General features: G+C 64.6%; 19 protein-coding genes and 1 riboswitch. Of the genes, 11 read left to right on the forward strand and 8 right to left on the reverse strand.

Annotation, left to right across the window (positions count from 1 at the left end; translation table 11 throughout):
• On the reverse strand, positions 1–407 hold a 407-nt coding region (locus BHQ40_RS21345; protein ID WP_139139401.1), incomplete at its 3' end, for an SDR family NAD(P)-dependent oxidoreductase.
• Positions 408–480: 73 nt separating this feature from the next.
• Between BHQ40_RS21345 and BHQ40_RS21350 the strand changes: the two genes are divergently transcribed.
• The 7 genes from BHQ40_RS21350 to BHQ40_RS21380 all read left to right on the forward strand — a co-directional run bounded on the left by BHQ40_RS21350 (position 481) and on the right by BHQ40_RS21380 (position 5544).
• Positions 481–1071: a TetR/AcrR family transcriptional regulator gene (locus BHQ40_RS21350; RefSeq protein ID WP_070157822.1), complete on the forward strand. Its 591-nt coding sequence runs from the start codon at positions 481–483 to the stop codon at positions 1069–1071.
• 290 nt (positions 1072–1361) lie between these two features.
• Positions 1362–1469: riboswitch (yybP-ykoY riboswitch) on the forward strand.
• 96 nt (positions 1470–1565) lie between these two features.
• Positions 1566–2141, forward strand: coding sequence for a TMEM165/GDT1 family protein (locus tag BHQ40_RS21355; RefSeq protein WP_070157823.1), 576 nt, complete (start codon positions 1566–1568; stop codon positions 2139–2141).
• A 125-nt stretch (positions 2142–2266) separates the two neighbouring features.
• Positions 2267–3484, forward strand: coding sequence for an argininosuccinate synthase (locus BHQ40_RS21360; protein ID WP_070157824.1), 1218 nt, complete (start codon positions 2267–2269; stop codon positions 3482–3484).
• Positions 3485–3570: 86 nt separating this feature from the next.
• Positions 3571–4224: a methyl-accepting chemotaxis protein gene (locus BHQ40_RS26900; protein WP_070157825.1), complete on the forward strand. Its 654-nt coding sequence runs from the start codon at positions 3571–3573 to the stop codon at positions 4222–4224.
• Between the two features lie 83 nt (positions 4225–4307).
• A complete protein-coding gene (locus tag BHQ40_RS21370; RefSeq protein ID WP_070157826.1) occupies positions 4308–4586 on the forward strand; it encodes a type II toxin-antitoxin system RelE/ParE family toxin in 279 nt (92 codons plus the stop codon).
• 8 nt (positions 4587–4594) lie between these two features.
• Positions 4595–4879, forward strand: a complete 285-nt coding sequence (locus BHQ40_RS21375) for a HigA family addiction module antitoxin (RefSeq protein ID WP_070157835.1) — start codon at positions 4595–4597, stop codon at positions 4877–4879.
• 29 nt (positions 4880–4908) lie between these two features.
• Positions 4909–5544 (forward strand): DUF1345 domain-containing protein, encoded by a 636-nt coding sequence (locus tag BHQ40_RS21380; RefSeq protein WP_070157827.1) that lies wholly within the window; start codon positions 4909–4911, stop codon positions 5542–5544.
• A gap of 3 nt (positions 5545–5547) precedes the next feature.
• Here the strand turns inward: BHQ40_RS21380 and BHQ40_RS21385 are convergent, their stop codons facing one another.
• Complete coding sequence (locus tag BHQ40_RS21385) at positions 5548–5925, reverse strand: VOC family protein (protein WP_070157828.1); 378 nt, start codon at positions 5923–5925, stop codon at positions 5548–5550.
• The gene (locus BHQ40_RS25870) at positions 5913–6230 is read right to left on the reverse strand and encodes a hypothetical protein (RefSeq protein WP_139139403.1); all 318 of its coding nucleotides are present in this window, start codon (positions 6228–6230) and stop codon (positions 5913–5915) included. The genes BHQ40_RS21385 and BHQ40_RS25870 overlap by 13 nt, the downstream gene beginning before the upstream one ends.
• 67 nt (positions 6231–6297) lie before the next feature.
• Here BHQ40_RS25870 and BHQ40_RS21390 point away from each other — a divergent pair, with 67 nt between their 5' ends.
• The gene (locus BHQ40_RS21390) at positions 6298–6840 is read left to right on the forward strand and encodes a winged helix-turn-helix transcriptional regulator (RefSeq protein WP_070157829.1); all 543 of its coding nucleotides are present in this window, start codon (positions 6298–6300) and stop codon (positions 6838–6840) included.
• A 78-nt stretch (positions 6841–6918) separates the two neighbouring features.
• The gene (locus BHQ40_RS21395) at positions 6919–8229 is read left to right on the forward strand and encodes a methyltransferase family protein (RefSeq protein WP_139139404.1); all 1311 of its coding nucleotides are present in this window, start codon (positions 6919–6921) and stop codon (positions 8227–8229) included.
• Positions 8230–8349: 120 nt separating this feature from the next.
• Here BHQ40_RS21395 and BHQ40_RS21400 read toward each other — a convergent pair whose 3' ends face one another.
• From BHQ40_RS21400 to BHQ40_RS21415, 4 genes are all read right to left on the reverse strand, one after another.
• The gene (locus tag BHQ40_RS21400) at positions 8350–9723 is read right to left on the reverse strand and encodes a glutamate--cysteine ligase (RefSeq protein WP_070157831.1); all 1374 of its coding nucleotides are present in this window, start codon (positions 9721–9723) and stop codon (positions 8350–8352) included.
• Positions 9724–9800: 77 nt separating this feature from the next.
• Positions 9801–10568 carry a 16S rRNA (uracil(1498)-N(3))-methyltransferase gene (locus BHQ40_RS21405; RefSeq protein WP_070157832.1) on the reverse strand — a complete coding sequence of 256 codons (768 nt, stop codon included), beginning with the start codon at positions 10566–10568 and terminating at the stop codon, positions 9801–9803.
• Positions 10569–10637: 69 nt separating this feature from the next.
• Entirely contained in the window at positions 10638–10976 is a 339-nt protein-coding gene (locus tag BHQ40_RS21410; RefSeq protein WP_070157833.1) for a YciI family protein, read from the reverse strand.
• Positions 10977–11074: 98 nt separating this feature from the next.
• Positions 11075–11347: a DUF1294 domain-containing protein gene (locus BHQ40_RS21415; protein WP_070157836.1), complete on the reverse strand. Its 273-nt coding sequence runs from the start codon at positions 11345–11347 to the stop codon at positions 11075–11077.
• A 471-nt stretch (positions 11348–11818) separates the two neighbouring features.
• Between BHQ40_RS21415 and ubiA the strand changes: the two genes are divergently transcribed.
• Together ubiA and BHQ40_RS21425 are read left to right on the forward strand one after the other, a co-directional pair.
• Positions 11819–12721 (forward strand): 4-hydroxybenzoate octaprenyltransferase, encoded by a 903-nt coding sequence (ubiA, locus tag BHQ40_RS21420; RefSeq protein ID WP_070157837.1) that lies wholly within the window; start codon positions 11819–11821, stop codon positions 12719–12721.
• On the forward strand, positions 12718–14181 hold the full coding sequence (locus BHQ40_RS21425; protein WP_070157834.1) for a phospholipase D-like domain-containing protein: 1464 nt from the start codon (positions 12718–12720) through the stop codon (positions 14179–14181). The genes ubiA and BHQ40_RS21425 overlap by 4 nt, the downstream gene beginning before the upstream one ends.
• Positions 14182–14339: 158 nt before the next feature.
• Here the strand turns inward: BHQ40_RS21425 and BHQ40_RS21430 are convergent.
• A partial coding sequence (locus BHQ40_RS21430; RefSeq protein ID WP_494338031.1) for a coiled-coil domain-containing protein occupies positions 14340–15505 on the reverse strand: 1166 nt, incomplete at its 5' end.

Consider the following 15505-nt stretch of genomic DNA (forward strand, 5'->3'; position numbering starts at 1 on the left):
CCATTGACCGATCCGATCACGATGATGCGGCCGCCGTCGGGCATCTGCCGGGCCGCTTCGACCGCGGCGTGATAGGGCGCGCGCACATTGATGTCGATCATCCGGTCCACGGCGTCCGGGTCGATGGCCAGCGAATCGTCGATCACGGCGACGCCCGCATTGACGACCAGCACATCCAGCGGTCCCTGCGCCTTCACCACGCCGATCACCTCGTCGCGGACGGCGGCGTCGGACCGGATGGCGGTCGCGCCGGTGCTGGCGGCCAGCGCATCCGCCGCGTCCTTCGACCCGGCATAGGTAAAGGCGACATCCGCGCCCTCCTTGCTGAACCGGCGGACGATGGCCGCGCCGATGCCCCGGCTGCCGCCGATGACGAGGACTTTCTGATGGGTGAAGTGGCTGCTCATGACGATGTTCCTTGCATGAATATGTAATGAGCGCTACATAATACGGAGAAAGGGCGCGTCAAGGATTTTTGTAATGACTGCTAAAATAAATTCGAAGGGCCGGGGCAGGCCAAGGGGCTTTGATGTGGACGCTGCGCTGGGCACGGCGCAGGCGCTGTTCCACGAACATGGCTATGACGCGGTGGGCGTGGCCGCCATCACGGAGGCGCTGGGGATAAACCCGCCCAGCTTCTACGCGGCGTTCGGCAGCAAGGCCGGATTGTTCGAACAGGTGCTGGAGCGCTACTCCGCCTGCGCCCTGCCTCTGGAGGATATTCTTGCGCCGGGACGGCCGCCAGCCGAGGCGCTTGCCGAGTTGCTGGCGGCGGCGGCGCGTCTCTATGCCGCCGATCCGCATACCACCGGCTGCCTGGTGCTGGAATCGGCGCGCGCGTCCGGCGATCCGCACAGCGCCGCCAAGGCGCAGGCGTTGAAGGCCGCCAGCCGGGATTATGTGCGCGCGTTCGTGGCGCGGACCCATGCCGGGATGGCCGATCTGGTCGCCGATTATGTCGTCAGCATGATGTCCGGCCTGTCGGCGGGCGCGCGGGAAGGGTGGAGCGCGGAACGGCTGGGTGCGGTCGCCCGGCTGAGCGCGCCGCTGCTGGCCGCGATGCTGGCGTAAAAAACCGCCGGCGTCCCGTTGGGAACGCCGGCGGAGAAGGCAAGCGCTTGAGGAGCGCGCCACACACACAAAAGGTCAAAAGTTCGACCCAATCGCTGCCGCCAAACCCCCCGGCCCCGGCAACGACCTTCACCGGCTGCGACCCGAGGAAGGATGGCCATTAACTACTGTAAGTCGCGGGATTCAGGCAATTAGACATTCGTCGTAAGCGGAAAGGCGTAAATGCGCGCCCCTTATCCTTCGCCTTCTCATTGGGCAGCCGCCTTGTTTTTCGCGCCGAATCCGCCTAGACAGGCCGCGTCATCTGGGGAGTAGCCAGCCGTCCGGACGCCGGGCGGGCCATGCGTCAACATATTTGGCCGAGAGGCCATGGCGCATGGGGAACGGACATCCGTTCCGGGCGAGACCAATGGCATCGCGACCCCCTTGTCCGGCCGGGCGGGGAGGCGCGGTGGCATTGCGTCTTTAACCAGCCCGGCCCAGGAACATGTCTCATGGAAGCCTTGCTGACCTCCACCGCGCTCGTCGCCCTTGCCGAAATGGGCGACAAGACGCAGCTTCTCGCCATGCTGCTCGCCACCCGGTTCCGCAAACCCCTGCCGATCATCGCGGGCATCTTCGCCGCCACGCTGGCCAACCATTTCCTCGCCGCGCTGGTGGGGCACCAGATTGCCGGGCTGCTTGATGCGCCGTGGTTCCGCTACGCCGTGGCGTTCAGCTTCATCGCGATGGCGGCATGGACGCTGATCCCCGACAAGATCGACGAGGATGCGCCGCTCAAGGCCCCGTCGAAGGCGGGCATCTTCATGACCACGCTGGTCGCCTTCTTCCTGGTGGAGATGGGGGACAAGACGCAGGTGGCGACTGTTGCGCTGGGCGCGCGCTTCGCCAATGTCTATGCGGTGACGGCGGGCACGACGCTGGGCATGATGATCGCCAACGTCCCCGCCGTATTGGGCGGCGAGGCGCTGGCGAAGCGGGTGCCGATGCGCGCGTTGCAGGTCGGCGCGGCGCTGCTGTTCCTGCTGCTTGGCCTGTGGATGATCGCGGGGCTGCGGGGCTGGATCTGACCGCGCGCGCAAAACCGTTTCGGTGCGGGAGATATTCCGCGCCGCTATCGGGCAGGGGGCATTGCGCTTGGCCCCCCTGCCTGATACCGGCGCGCCCGTAACCCGCGCGTTCAGGAAGCCCGTCCATGTCCGACAAGATCAACCGCATCGTCCTCGCCTTTTCGGGCGGCCTCGACACCAGCGTCATCCTCAAATGGCTGCAGCAGACCTATAATTGCGAGGTGGTGACTTTCACCGCCGATCTGGGCCAGGGCGAGGAGCTGGAGCCGGCGCGCAAGAAGGCCGAGCTGATGGGCGTGAAGCCCGAACATATCTTCATCGACGATCTGCGCGAGGAGTTCGTCTGCGACTATGTGTTCCCGATGATGCGCGCCAATGCGCTCTATGAGGGACTGTATCTGCTCGGCACGTCGATCGCCCGGCCGCTGATCGCCAAGCGTCAGATCGAGATCGCGAAACTGGTCAATGCCGACGCGGTGTCGCATGGCGCGACCGGCAAGGGTAATGATCAGGTCCGTTTCGAGCTGGGCTATTATGCGCTGTCGCCCGACATCAAGGTCATTGCGCCCTGGCGCGAATGGGACCTGACCAGCCGCACCCGCCTGATCGAGTTCGCCGAACAGAACCAGATCCCCATCGCCAAGGACAAGCGCGGCGAAAGCCCTTTCTCGACCGACGCGAACATGCTGCACACCTCGTCGGAGGGCAAGGTGCTGGAGGACCCGTGGGGCGAAGTGCCCGATTATGTCTATTCCCGCACCGTGAACCCGGAGGATGCGCCCGACGCGCCGGAAATCATCACCATCGATTTTGAGAAGGGCGACGGCGTCGCCATCAACGGTCAGGCGATGTCGCCCGCCACCCTGCTGGAAACGCTGAACGATTATGGCCGCAAGCATGGCATCGGCCGCCTCGATCTGGTGGAAAACCGCTTCGTCGGCATGAAGTCGCGCGGCATGTATGAAACGCCGGGCGGCACCATCTACCATCTCGCCCATCGCGGCATCGAGCAACTGACGCTGGATCGCGGCGCCGCCCACCTGAAGGATGAGTTGGCCCCGCGCTACGCCGAACTCATCTATAACGGCTTCTGGTTCTCGCCGGAGCGCGAGATGCTGCAGGCGGCGATCGATTACAGCCAGGAGAAGGTGACCGGCACCGTAAAGCTCAAGCTCTACAAGGGCGGCGTCTATGTCATCGGCCGGAAATCGCCCTACTCGCTCTACAGCGAGAAGGTAGTGACGTTTGAGGATGATGCCGGCGCTTATGACCAGCGCGACGCGGCGGGCTTCATAAAGCTCAACGCCCTGCGGCTGCGCCTGCTGGGCCGCCGCGACCGCTAATGCGCGGCGCGAGATTGGCGCACAGAGTTAACCTGCTTTTTACCCGAAACAGCTCATATATCCATTTTGGTTGGAGTGGGACGGGGATGCACGGGCTGGATATTAATCCCGCCGCCATGTGGCAGGCGATAGAGCGAAGCGCGGCGGTCATCACGTTCGACATGAACGGATGCGTCACCGGGGCAAACGACAATTTCCTGGCGTTGTTTGGCTACCGCTATAGCGACATTGCCGGGCGGCATCACCGGCTATTCTGTGAGCCGGGCTATGCCGAATCTTCTGAATATCGCCGTTTCTGGGAAAAGTTGCGGTCCGGCCGGTTCGACACCAGCGAATATCGCCGGGTCGACAGCAAGGGCGATCCGATCTGGATACGGGGCAGCTACAACCCATTGCATGACGCGGATGGGCAACTGATCGGCATCGTGAAGTTCGCCAATGACATCAGCGCCGAAAAATTCGCCATGGAGGCGAAGGCGCAGGCCGAACAGGCGCTGCGATCCAAGGAGATGGAGCGGCGCGCGGACACCGAGGCGGTATTGAGCCAGGTGGTGTCCATCGTCGATTCCATCGACGCCATCGCCCGCCAGACCAACCTGCTGGCCCTTAACGCCACGATAGAGGCCGCGCGCGCGGGGGAAGCCGGGCAGGGCTTCTCCGTAGTCGCCGCCGAAGTAAAGAAACTCGCCGTAGACACCCAGACCGCCACCAGCCGGGCGAGGGGGTTGATCGCCTGTTAGGCGATGTCAGATTTTCTAAACCGGTTGATTATGATATTTGCACACAGACTTGCATCGTGTAACGCTACGAGATACAGTGATGCATGATAGTCGGATTTCGGCATAAGGGACTTGAAGCCTTATATAGCAGAGGCACGACGCGGGGCGTTCAGGCTTCCCATGTGAAGAAGCTCCGGAATATCCTTGCGCTTCTGGATGTGGCAGCGGGTCCGGATGACATGAATCTGCCGTCTTTTAAGCTTCATCCGCTGAAGGGCGACTTGAAGGGGCATTGGTCGGTTTGGGTCAATGGCAACTGGCGTGTCACCTTCCGCTTTGTCGGCACCGACACTGAACTGGTCGATTATCAGGATTACCATTGAGGCTGACGATGATGCACACCCCTCCCCATCCCGGTGAACTGCTGCGCGATGAGGTTATCGCTGCATTGAACCTGTCCGTTACCGAGGCGGCGCAGCGGCTCGCCATGTCGCGTGTCGCTCTGTCGCGCGTGTTGAATGGGAAAGCTGCGATCAGCCCGGATCTCGCGGTTCGGCTTGAACAGGCGGGCGCGAGCACGGCGCGGGCATGGCTTGCGATGCAGGCCAATTATGACCTTTGGTGTGCAAGGCAACATGCGCAGCCACCCGTGCGGCGCCTTCAGGACGCTATCTGAAGCCACTCCAACCCACGGTTTCTCAAGCCATGGTCGCAACCACAGCCAAATCCCCCATCTTCCCCTGGCGCTATGGCATGTTCCTGGCGCTCCTGGCGGTGGCCGCGCCGCTGGGCCTGTTCCTGCCCTGGCATGAGGCGGTGATGGGCGGGTTCGATATCGCGGCGCTGGGCTTCCTCGCCAGCCTGCGCGCGCTGCTCGACGCCGACGCGAAGCGGATGCGGCAGAATGCGAAGGAGAATGACGCCAACCGGGCGGGCATGCTGGTCATCACCGGCATTGTCATGGCGGTGATCCTGGTCGCGGTCGGCGTCGCCGTGTCGGGCCGGGGACAGCCGACGCCGGTCGCGACGGCGCTGCTGCTGGCGACGCTTTGCATCGCATGGCTGTTTTCCAACATGATCTATGCGCTGCACTATGCGCATATCTTCTATCTCGCCGGGGCGGGCGGCAAGGATAGCGGCGGGATCGACTTTCCCGGTACGAAAGAGCCGGGATACTGGGACTTCATCTATTTCGCCTTCACGCTGGGCATGACGTTCCAGACGTCCGACGTCGGCATGACGACGGTGAAGGTGCGGCGGGTCGCCATCTTCCACTGCCTCGCCGCCTTCATATTCAACCTCGGCATTCTGGCCTTCACCATTAACGTGCTGGGCGGATAGGCGTCAGGCGGCGGCCATATCCTGATAGAACATCAGGGCGTTTCCGTCCGGGCCGAAGAAGGTCAGCAGCTTCACCATATCCGGGATCACCATGATGTCCCCGTCCATGCGTACGTCCTGCGCGGCCAGCGTGGCCTTCGCCGCCTCGATATCGCTGACGCCCCAGGTCGGCACCGCGCCGCCGCCCGGCGTCACCGCCTCCACCTCGCTGAAGCCGATATTCACGCGCGCGACCGGGCTTTGCATCTCGCACCAGGCGATGTCGTTCATCCGGTAGAGCAGGGTGAAGCCCAGCACGCTTTCATACCAGGCGATCGTCCGGTCCAGGCTGGTCGCCGTCATCGCCAGCGTCAGGCCGCCATCATAGTTCAATCCCACCATCTCCCGTCCCTTCCTTCGCCAAATGCGCCATTGCGCTCCGCGGATGCCCCGGCGGCGCAATGACGCCTGTCCGGGCGCAGGCGTCCATGCCGTACGCTGATCTCCGTGCGCTGATGCCGGTGCACTGGCGCCAGTACCCCAACCACCCCAGCACCCGACCCCAATATCTTGACCTCCGTGCGCAGGAGCGCCCGCGCGACGTCCTGCGCGCCAATCCCTGCGCAACGATGTCCCCGCGCACCGACATCCCCACGCCTGATATCCCGCGCCCAATATCCCTGCGCCAGCCCACCGCATGCGCCCATTCCAGCTTCTCACCCCCGGTTTCTCCGAGTCTTGCATCTTAAGTCATGAAAGTATAGTTGATATGAAATGCCGTCAATCACCACGATTTCCGAGCTGGGCCGCTATCGCTGGACTGTGCCGCTGCTCGCCTTCCTCGCCACCCATGGCGGCGGGCGGTTCGTGCATATGGCCAACAGCATGGGCATCCCGCGCGAAAGCCTGTCCCGCACGCTGGAGGCGGCGGTTGCGGCGGGCTGGGTCATCCGCAATCCCGGCCACGGCCACCCGCTGCGGCCGGACTATGTGCTGACGGCCGACGGCGCGCGCGTCGGGGAGGGGTGCCGCGCGGTCATCCTGTCGCAAGCCGCCGCCGGCCTCCCGCCCGACGCGCTCACCCGCTGGAGCCTGCCGGTGATCCGGCTGGTCGCGGACGGGCATAACCGCTTCAACGCCATTGCCCGCGGGCTGGAGGGCGTCACCCCCCGCGCCCTGACCGGCAGTCTGAAGGCGCTGGTCGGGCATGACGTGCTGCACCGGCGCGTCACGGACGGCTTTCCCCCCGCCAGCGACTATGCGCTGACCGGCCGTGGCGTGATGCTGGCCGACGCCCTGGAACGCCTCGCGGCCTGATCCGCATAGAGACCGGACACCCTCGCATTCCCCGTCGCCTTCACCGCTTGATTACCATTGCCCGCTATGCCGCTGGGCATGAACAAGCCGCATCCTGTTCTGGGCGATCCCTGTCCGAAGTCGGCCGTGGGCCATGGCGTCGGCCTTGCGGGGCTGCTGGGCCTCGTCGCCTGGACGCTTCTTGGCTGGCATTATGGCATGGACGGTCCCTATGCGGGGATGACCGCCATTTTCGCCTGCGGTATCCCGATGGTGCTCTGGTCCCTGCTGGTGGACAGGGTGCATCGCAACCCGACGACCGGTATTGACTGGGACGGGACGCCCCGGCCGCTCAGGGACATAAGCGACATCAGCCTGGTGAAGCTGACCGGCCTGTGGGCGACATGGGGCGGGCTTGCGATCCTCTATTGCGTGGCGCGCTGGTATTGGGATGGCGGCTACCGTTTCGCCATGCAGATGTTCGGCGCGGCCGCCCCCTGGCTGCTGGCGCTCTCCATCCCCTATGTGCTGTGGCTGGACCGCAGGCTGGTGGAACCGCGCGACGCCGCCTACGCCTTTGGCCAGTGGGTCATCGGCGGCGCGGCGGGGAAGGCGGACAAGGCCCTGGTCGCCAACCATCTGCGCGCCTGGGGTGTGAAGGGCTTTTTCCTCGCCTTCATGATCTCCATCGTGCCGGCGAACTTCGCCAATGTCATCCACTGGAACCCGGCGCAGGTCGTCGCGAACCCGGTGAACCTCGCCAATTTCCTGATCACCGCCATGTTCCTGATCGACGTTGCCTTCGCGACCGTCGGTTACATGCTGACGATGCGCCCGCTTGACGCGCATATCCGCACTGCCAATCCCTATATGTCTGGCTGGGTTGCGGCGCTGATCTGCTATCCGCCCTTCGTGCTGATGGGGCCGGGCGGCCCGCTCGACTATCATCATGGCACGGCGGAATGGAGCTACTGGCTGGCGGGCAACAGCGCCGGGCAGTGGCTGGTCGGCGGCATATTGGTGGCGCTGACCGGCATCTACGCCTGGGCGACGGTGGCGTTCGGCCTGCGCTTCTCCAACCTCACGCATCGGGGCATATTGACCCACGGTCCCTATCGCTGGACCCGGCACCCGGCCTATCTATCGAAGAACCTGTTCTGGTGGATTTCGACGGTGCCGTTCCTCGTCACCAGCGACAGCCTGATCGACATGGTGCGCAACACCGTGACGCTGGCGGTGGTCAGCGGCGTCTATTACTGGCGCGCGCGGACGGAGGAGCAGCATCTGGGTGCCGACCCGGCCTATCGCGACTATAGCGACTGGATGGCGCGAAACGGATGGGTGCCGCGCATGGTGGCGGCGGTGACGGGACGGAAAGCGCGGCCGGTTTCGTTGCAACCGGCGGAGTAACACGAGAAATTAGTCAAATTTCCGTTCGTGCTGAGCTTGTCGAAGCACTGTCCTTTTCTTCAAAAGAAAGTGCAGCCCTTCGACAAGCTCAGGGCGAACGGGGTTTAGGATGCGTCAGAGCTAAAAACTCTCTTCCGCATAGACCTTGGAAAGATCACCCTTCCACTCGCCATGATAACGGTCGAGCAACCGCTCGGCCGGCACCTTGCCGCTCGCCACAATCTCGTGAAGTTCCGTCAGATAGCCGGTTTCATTGTCGCCCGCGCCATTCAGCCGCCCGCGCGCCGCAAGGCCGCTCCGCGCGATCTCCAGCGCCTCGGCGGCGATGTGGCGCAGCGTCCGGCCCCCGCCGATCGGCGCGTCCAGACCCAGCTTCGGCACGGAATCGCGCAGCACCTGCCGCTCCTCCATGCTCCAGCCCTTGACCAGATCCCACGCCGCATCGAGCGCGCCATTGTCGTAGAGCAGGCCGACCCATAGGGCGGGCAGCGCGCAGATCCGGCCCCAAGGCCCGCCGTCCGCGCCACGCATCTCCAGGAAGCTTTTCAGCCGCACCTCCGGGAAGGCGGTGGACAGATGATCCTCCCAATCCTTCTCGGTCGGCTTCTCGCCGGGCAGGACGCTCAGCTTGCCGTCAAGGAAGTCCCGGAAGCTGAGGCCGGAAGCGTCGATATATCTGCCCTCGCGGAACACGAAATACATCGGCACGTCCAGCGCATAGTCGGCATATTGCTCGTAACCGAAACCCTCGTCGAACACGAAGGGCAGCATGCCGGTGCGGTGTGGGTCGGTGTCCGACCAGATATGGCTGCGGAAGGAGAGGAAGCCGTTGGGCTTGCCCTCCGTAAAGGGGGAGTTTGCGAACAGCGCCGTCGCCAGCGGCTGTAGCGCCAGCGAGGTGCGGAACTTCTTCGCCATGTCCGCCTCGCTGCCATAGTCCAGATTGGTCTGGATGGTGCAGGTGCGCAGCATCATGTCGAGGCCGAGCGATCCGACGCGCGGCATGTGGCGCAGCATGATCTCATACCGACCCTTGGGCATGATGGGCAGGTCCGCGCGCGCCTTGTCCGGCCACATGCCGAGGCCCAGAAAGCCCATGCCCAGCATGTCGCCGACATATTTCACCTGCTCCAGGTGACGGCCGGTTTCCGCGCAGGTCTCATGCAGATTTTCCAGCGGCGCGCCGGACAGCTCAAGCTGCCCCGCCGGCTCCAGGCTGATCGTGCCGTCGGCGCCGGACAGGGCAATGATATTCTCGCCCTCGAACACCGGGGACCAGCCATAGCGGGTCAGGCCGATCAGCAGCGTGTGGATGCCGCCCTTCTCCTCATAGGAGGGGGCGTGATGATCCTTCATCGAATAGACGAATTTCTCATGCTCGGTGCCGATGCGCCAGCGTTCCGGCGGCTTCTCGCCCTTCGCGAAGGCGGCGATAAGCTGATCGCGGCCCTCAATGACCGGATCGATCCCCCCTGAGTCTGTTCTGGTGCTCATGCCCCGCCCTTAACTGTTCCCCCGCGCAGGTCAAATAGAGCGCGACCGCCCCCACATAAGGTGCTTCTATGAAGGCTTCAATCCGATTGCGGATCGAAACCTTTCCAGTCGCCATTCAGAGTCATCCAGGCGGCGGTCGCGGCGATGGCGGCGGTCTCCGCGCGCAGGATGCGGGGGCCTAGCGATACCGGCACGGCGGCGGGGTGGGCGCGGATCGCCGCGCGTTCCTCCGGGTCGAAACCACCCTCCGGCCCGACCAGGAAAGCGGCGGGGCCGGGATGCGCCGTCAGCGCCTCTGCGATGGGCGTTCCCCCCGTCTCGTCGGCGAAAAACAGATGCCGCCCATCCGGCCAGTCGCGCAGCAGGGCGTCCAGCTTCACCATCTCGCAAAGCTCCGGCAGCATGTTCCGCCCGCATTGCTCCGCCGCCTCGACCAGATGGGCGTGCAGGCGATCGAGGTTCAGCTTGTCCACCACCGCCCGCCGGGTCAGCACGGGTTGCAGACGCGCGACGCCCAGTTCGCACGCCTTTTCCGCGATCAGGTCGATCCGCCCCTTCTTGATCGGCGCGGCGCACAGCCAGAAATCGGGGACGGGTTCGGGCGGCTTGGTCTGCGCCACACAGTCCAGCACCAGGTCGCGCTTGCGGATGTCGCGCGCGGTCGCGGCCCATTCGCCGGACTTGCCGTCGAACAGCAGCACGGTGTCGCCCGCCTTCACCCGCATCACGGCGATCAGATAGTGCGCAGGGCTCCCGTCCAGCGCCACGGCCACGCCCGCGCCCAGTGCCGTATCGACATAAAGGCGCGGCGCGCTCTGCGGTGGCCATGCGGGGGTTGCGGGCATGTCCGCCTCATGCCGGGATGTAGGGGGGATGTCGAGGGACGAGGTTGGGGGCTTCGCCCGCTATATGCGCTAACTCGCCGGGTCGTACATGAATTCGCGAAGCTCCTGCGCGCAGCGGCAGGCGGCGGCGATCTTCCTCGCCCACTCTACGGCCTCCTCGCGTGTCGGTATCTCCAGCACCGTAAACCCGCCCTTCAACACGCTGCCCGGATAAGTCCCGGTGGATACCGACCCGTCGCCGGACACCAGCACCGGGGCGACCTCCTCGTTGATCCCGCCGCCAAACACATAGACGCCGGCCGCCTTGGCCTCCTCGATCACCGCATGGGATTCCGCGACGACGATGGGAAATTCCTCATCCGTCAGCACCATGGCTTCGCTGGGGAAGGAGATGAGATATTTGGTCATGCCGCGATGATGCCCCGGGGGAGAGGCATAAGCAAGCGGACGGGAAGGCCGCCTGCCGGAGTGGAGCATGGTATCAAATACCCCCGTCTTTTGAATATCTACAATGCCCCCGTGAGTGGCGCGATGAACCAACCCACCAACAGACCTAGCTGCACAACCGCTATCACGAACAAGATCGTACTGAATGGCTGCTTCCGCGTCTTATGCCTGAATAGATGACGCGCGAGAAATGCGCCGGGTGTTCCGCCTATCACCGCCAGGAGGAGCAGGTTGGCTTCTGAAATCCGGCGATAGCCAGCCACTGCGCGCGCCTTGTCATCCCAGAAGCTGAGCACTGTGAACAGATTGATCACAAGCAGGGCGCCGGCCATCCACATGATGCTGTTGAACAGATGCCCCTCCCCATCTTTATCCGCGATCTTCCAGTTTCTGCGGGTTGATAGAGCCTCATCCCTACGATTTGATCAACAGAAGCACGGCCCCCGCCAACATGCCGATGGCCAATTTGGGTGGGAAGCGGACTGCGGGTTTTTCGAAGACGCCGTGTTCCTGCGAACGCAGGAACCCAGGGTGCAGTAGTGCGACATAGCCCTAGGCTCCTGCTTTCGCAGGAGCACAAAGCTATTCAAAAGATCCGCTTATGGTCGTGACCAACCCATCTCCTGTCCTACACCGCCAATGTAGCGCTAAGCCCCGCAGCTCTTTTCCGTCGTCAGTCCAGCCGCCTTCCTTTTTCAAAAAATCACTCCCGCGCAACAAAATATCGAATTTCGCGGGAAATGAGGGAAGCGAACATATGGACCATCTTCCCACGCCGCACAGCTCCCCCTAATGCCGTCATCATGACTGACAGCATCGTCCCCGACAGCGAAGCGCGCGGCCTTGTCGCGCGGTTGCCGGGCAAGGTGCGGGCGTTCGCGCTACTCGCCCGGTTCGACCGGCCGATCGGCTGGTGGCTGCTGTTCTGGCCGGGCGCGTGGAGCGTCGGGCTGGCGGGTGGCGCGGTGACGCGCTGGGATCTCATCCTGTGGCTCCTGCTCGGCAGCATCGCCATGCGCGGCGCAGGGTGCGTCTATAACGACATTATCGACCGCGATCTCGACCGGCAGGTGGCCCGTACCGCCGCCCGGCCGCTGGCGAGCGGGGCGGTGTCGCTGAAGGCGGCCTGGGGCTGGCTGCTGTTCCTGTGCCTGATCGGCCTTGTCGTCTGGGTCCAGCTCCGTCCCTATGCGATGATCGTCGCGGTGGTCAGCCTCGCGCTGGTCGCCGCCTATCCCTTCATGAAGCGCATCACCTGGTGGCCGCAGGCGTGGCTTGGCCTCGTCTTTTCCTGGGCGGCGCTGGTCGGGTGGAGCGAGGTGGCGGGGCAACTGACCCTGCCCGGCCTGCTGCTTTATGCAGGATCGGTTTTCTGGGTGATCGGTTACGACACCATCTATGCCCTGCAGGACAAGGAGGATGACGCATTGGTCGGGATACGGTCGAGCGCGCTGCGGATGGGCGCGCATGTGAGGCCCGGCGTGGCGATCCTCTACATGATGGCTTTGGCTCTCTGGGCAGCGGCAATCTGGCAGGCGCGGCCGCAGGGGCTGGCGCTGCTCGCGCTGCTTCCGGTTGCGCTCCATTTGCTTTGGCAGGTCGCGACGTTGAAGGAGGATGGGGCCGACCCGCTGGTCAAGTTCCGGTCCAACCGTTTCGCGGGCCTGCTGATGTTTCTCGCCTGCTTCGTGGTGGGCACCGCATGACGGGCGCGACGCACTGGAAGATAGAGCGAGCGGACCGGGCCTGCGTCATTGTCGATGCGGAGGATTATTTCCGCATGGCCCGCGCCGCGATGATGAAGGCGCGCAAGCGGATCATGTTGATCGGCTGGGATTTCGACGCCCGGATCAATCTTGTCCGCAGCGAGGATGTGGATGACGGCGCGCCGGAAACGGTCGGCGACCTCATCTACTGGCTGGTGCAGCAGAATCCGCATCTGGAGGTGTTCCTGCTCCGTTGGGACATGGGGGCGATGAAGTCGCTGATGCGTGGCAACACGCTGGTCACTGTCGCCAAATGGATGATGCACCCGCGCATCACGCTGAAGCTGGACAAGCATCACCCGGTCGGGGCCTCGCATCATCAGAAGATCGTGGTGATCGACGACTGCTTCGCCTTTTGCGGCGGCATCGACATGACCGGCGACCGGTGGGACACGCGAGCGCACAAGGATGGCGAGCCGGGCCGCAAGCATCCCGATGGCACCCCCTACAAGCCCTGGCATGACGCGACGACCGCCCTGCAGGGTCCGGTCGCGGCGGCGCTGGGCAAGCATGCGCGGGAACGCTGGCGGCGGGCGGGCGGCGACGCCCTGCGCGCCGTACGAGGCAAGACCGATTGCTGGCCGGACGATCTGCCGGTGCAGTTCGAAAATGCCGATGTCGCCATCGCCCGCACTGCGCCGCGCATGAAGGGCCAGCGGGAGATCATCGAGATTGAGCGCCTCTATCTCGATCATATCGCCCGCGCGAAACGCTATATCTATGCCGAGAGCCAATATTTCGCCTCCCGCCGGATCGCGGAGGCGATCGCCCGGCGGCTGGGCGAGAAGGACGGACCGGAAATCGTCATCATCAACCCGGAACATGCGCAGGGCTGGCTGGAGCCGATCGCGATGGACACCGCCCGCGCGCGCTTGTTCGAGGCGCTGCGGCGGCGGGACAAGCATGATTGTTTCCGCATCTACCACCCCTTCACCAAGGGCGGCGCGCCCGTCTATGTCCACGCCAAGATACTGATCGTCGATGATGCTATCCTGCGCGTGGGATCGTCGAACATGAACAACCGCTCGATGCGGCTGGACACCGAATGCGACGTTGCGATCGACACGGCGCTCCCCGCAAACGAGGGCATGAATGATCAGATCGCTACCATCCGCAACGACCTGATCGCCGAGCATCTGGGGTGCAAGGCGGAGACGGTGAAGAACAGGCTCGCCGAAACCGGATCGCTGATCGCGACCATTGAGGGGCTGCGCTTCAAGGGCAAGGCGCGGGGCAAACGCCGCAACCTGCGCCCCTATGAAACGCCCAATCTATCGGAAATCGAGGAATGGCTCGCCGACAATGAAGTGCTCGACCCCGAAGGCCCCGACGAGATGTTCGAGGCGCTGTCGAAACGCGGCCTGTTCCGGCGGATGAAGGCGGGATTGAAGCGGGGGTAGCGAAAATCGTCGGGATTGCCTGGATACGCACGTGCTCCTGCGAAAGCAGGAGTCCAGTCCCGCCGTCCGATCTGGGCTCCTGCCTGCGCAGGAGCACGCTCGCTCAACCGGACAGGCCCGTCCTCACATCCCACGGTCAATCATTGTAGTTACAAAAACTACTCCGCCGCCAGCAATTCCTCTGCGCCGCCAAGGTCCACCGACACCAGGCGGCTGACGCCGCGCTCGACCATCGTCACGCCGAACAGGCGGTGCATGCGGGACATGGTGACGGCATTGTGGGTGACGATCAGGTACCGGGTCTTGGTATCCTCCACCATGCGGTCGAGCAGGTCGCAGAAGCGCTCCACATTGGCGTCGTCCAGCGGCGCGTCCACCTCGTCCAGCACGCAGATCGGCGCGGGGTTGGTGAGGAACAGGCCGAAGATCAGAGCGACGGCGGTCAACGCCTGTTCGCCGCCGGACAGCAGGGTGAGGGCGGACAGTTTCTTCCCCGGCGGCTGGGCCATGATCTCCAGCCCCGCCTCCAGCGGATCGTCGCTGTCGATCAGTTCCAGATGCGCCTGGCCCCCGTTGAACAGGGTGGTGAACAGGCGGCGGAAATGGCCGTCCACCGCCTCGAACGCAGCGATCAGGCGCTGCCGCCCCTCCCTGTTCAGGCTGCCGATCGATCCGCGCAGCCGGTTGATCGCCTGGGTCAGTTCCTCGCTCTCGGCGCGGCTCCTTTCCTGATCGCCCTCCAGCTCCGCCAGTTCCTGCGCGGCGACCAGATTGACCGGCCCGATGCGCTCGCGCTCTGCGGTCAGCCGCTCCATGTCCGCCTGCTCGGTCTGCGCGATGCGGACCTCCGCGCTGTCAAAGCCGAGCTTTTCGGGGAGGACCGGCGGCGGGCATTCGAAGCGTTCGCCGGACAGGCGGCCGGTCTCGACCCGGCGTTCGTCGGCGGCGTCGGCGCGGGCGGATGCGGCGGCGCGGGCCTCGCGGGCGCGGGACGACGCCTCCGTCGTGGCGTTGGATTGCGCCTCGGCCGTGCGTAGTGCCGCTTCCGCCTCGCGCTCTGCGGTCTGGGCGATGGCGGCCGCTTCGGACAGCCGGGCATTGCCCTCGGTCAGCGCGGCGATCTCCGCCGCCAGCGCCTCCGGCCTGTCCTCCAGCTTGGCGCGCTCGGCGGCGATGGCTTCCTCGCGTGCGGCCATGCCCGCGATACGCTTGGCCGCCTCGCCCGCGCGTCCGCGCCAGCTTCGCACTTCCGCTTCGGCGGCGCTTTGCCGCTCCCGGTCGGCGGCCAGCGCACGGTCGGTGAGCGCCTGATCGGCCTGCAACT

This window comes from Sphingobium phenoxybenzoativorans, from assembly GCF_001757355.1.
GTDB lineage: Bacteria > Pseudomonadota > Alphaproteobacteria > Sphingomonadales > Sphingomonadaceae > Sphingobium > Sphingobium phenoxybenzoativorans.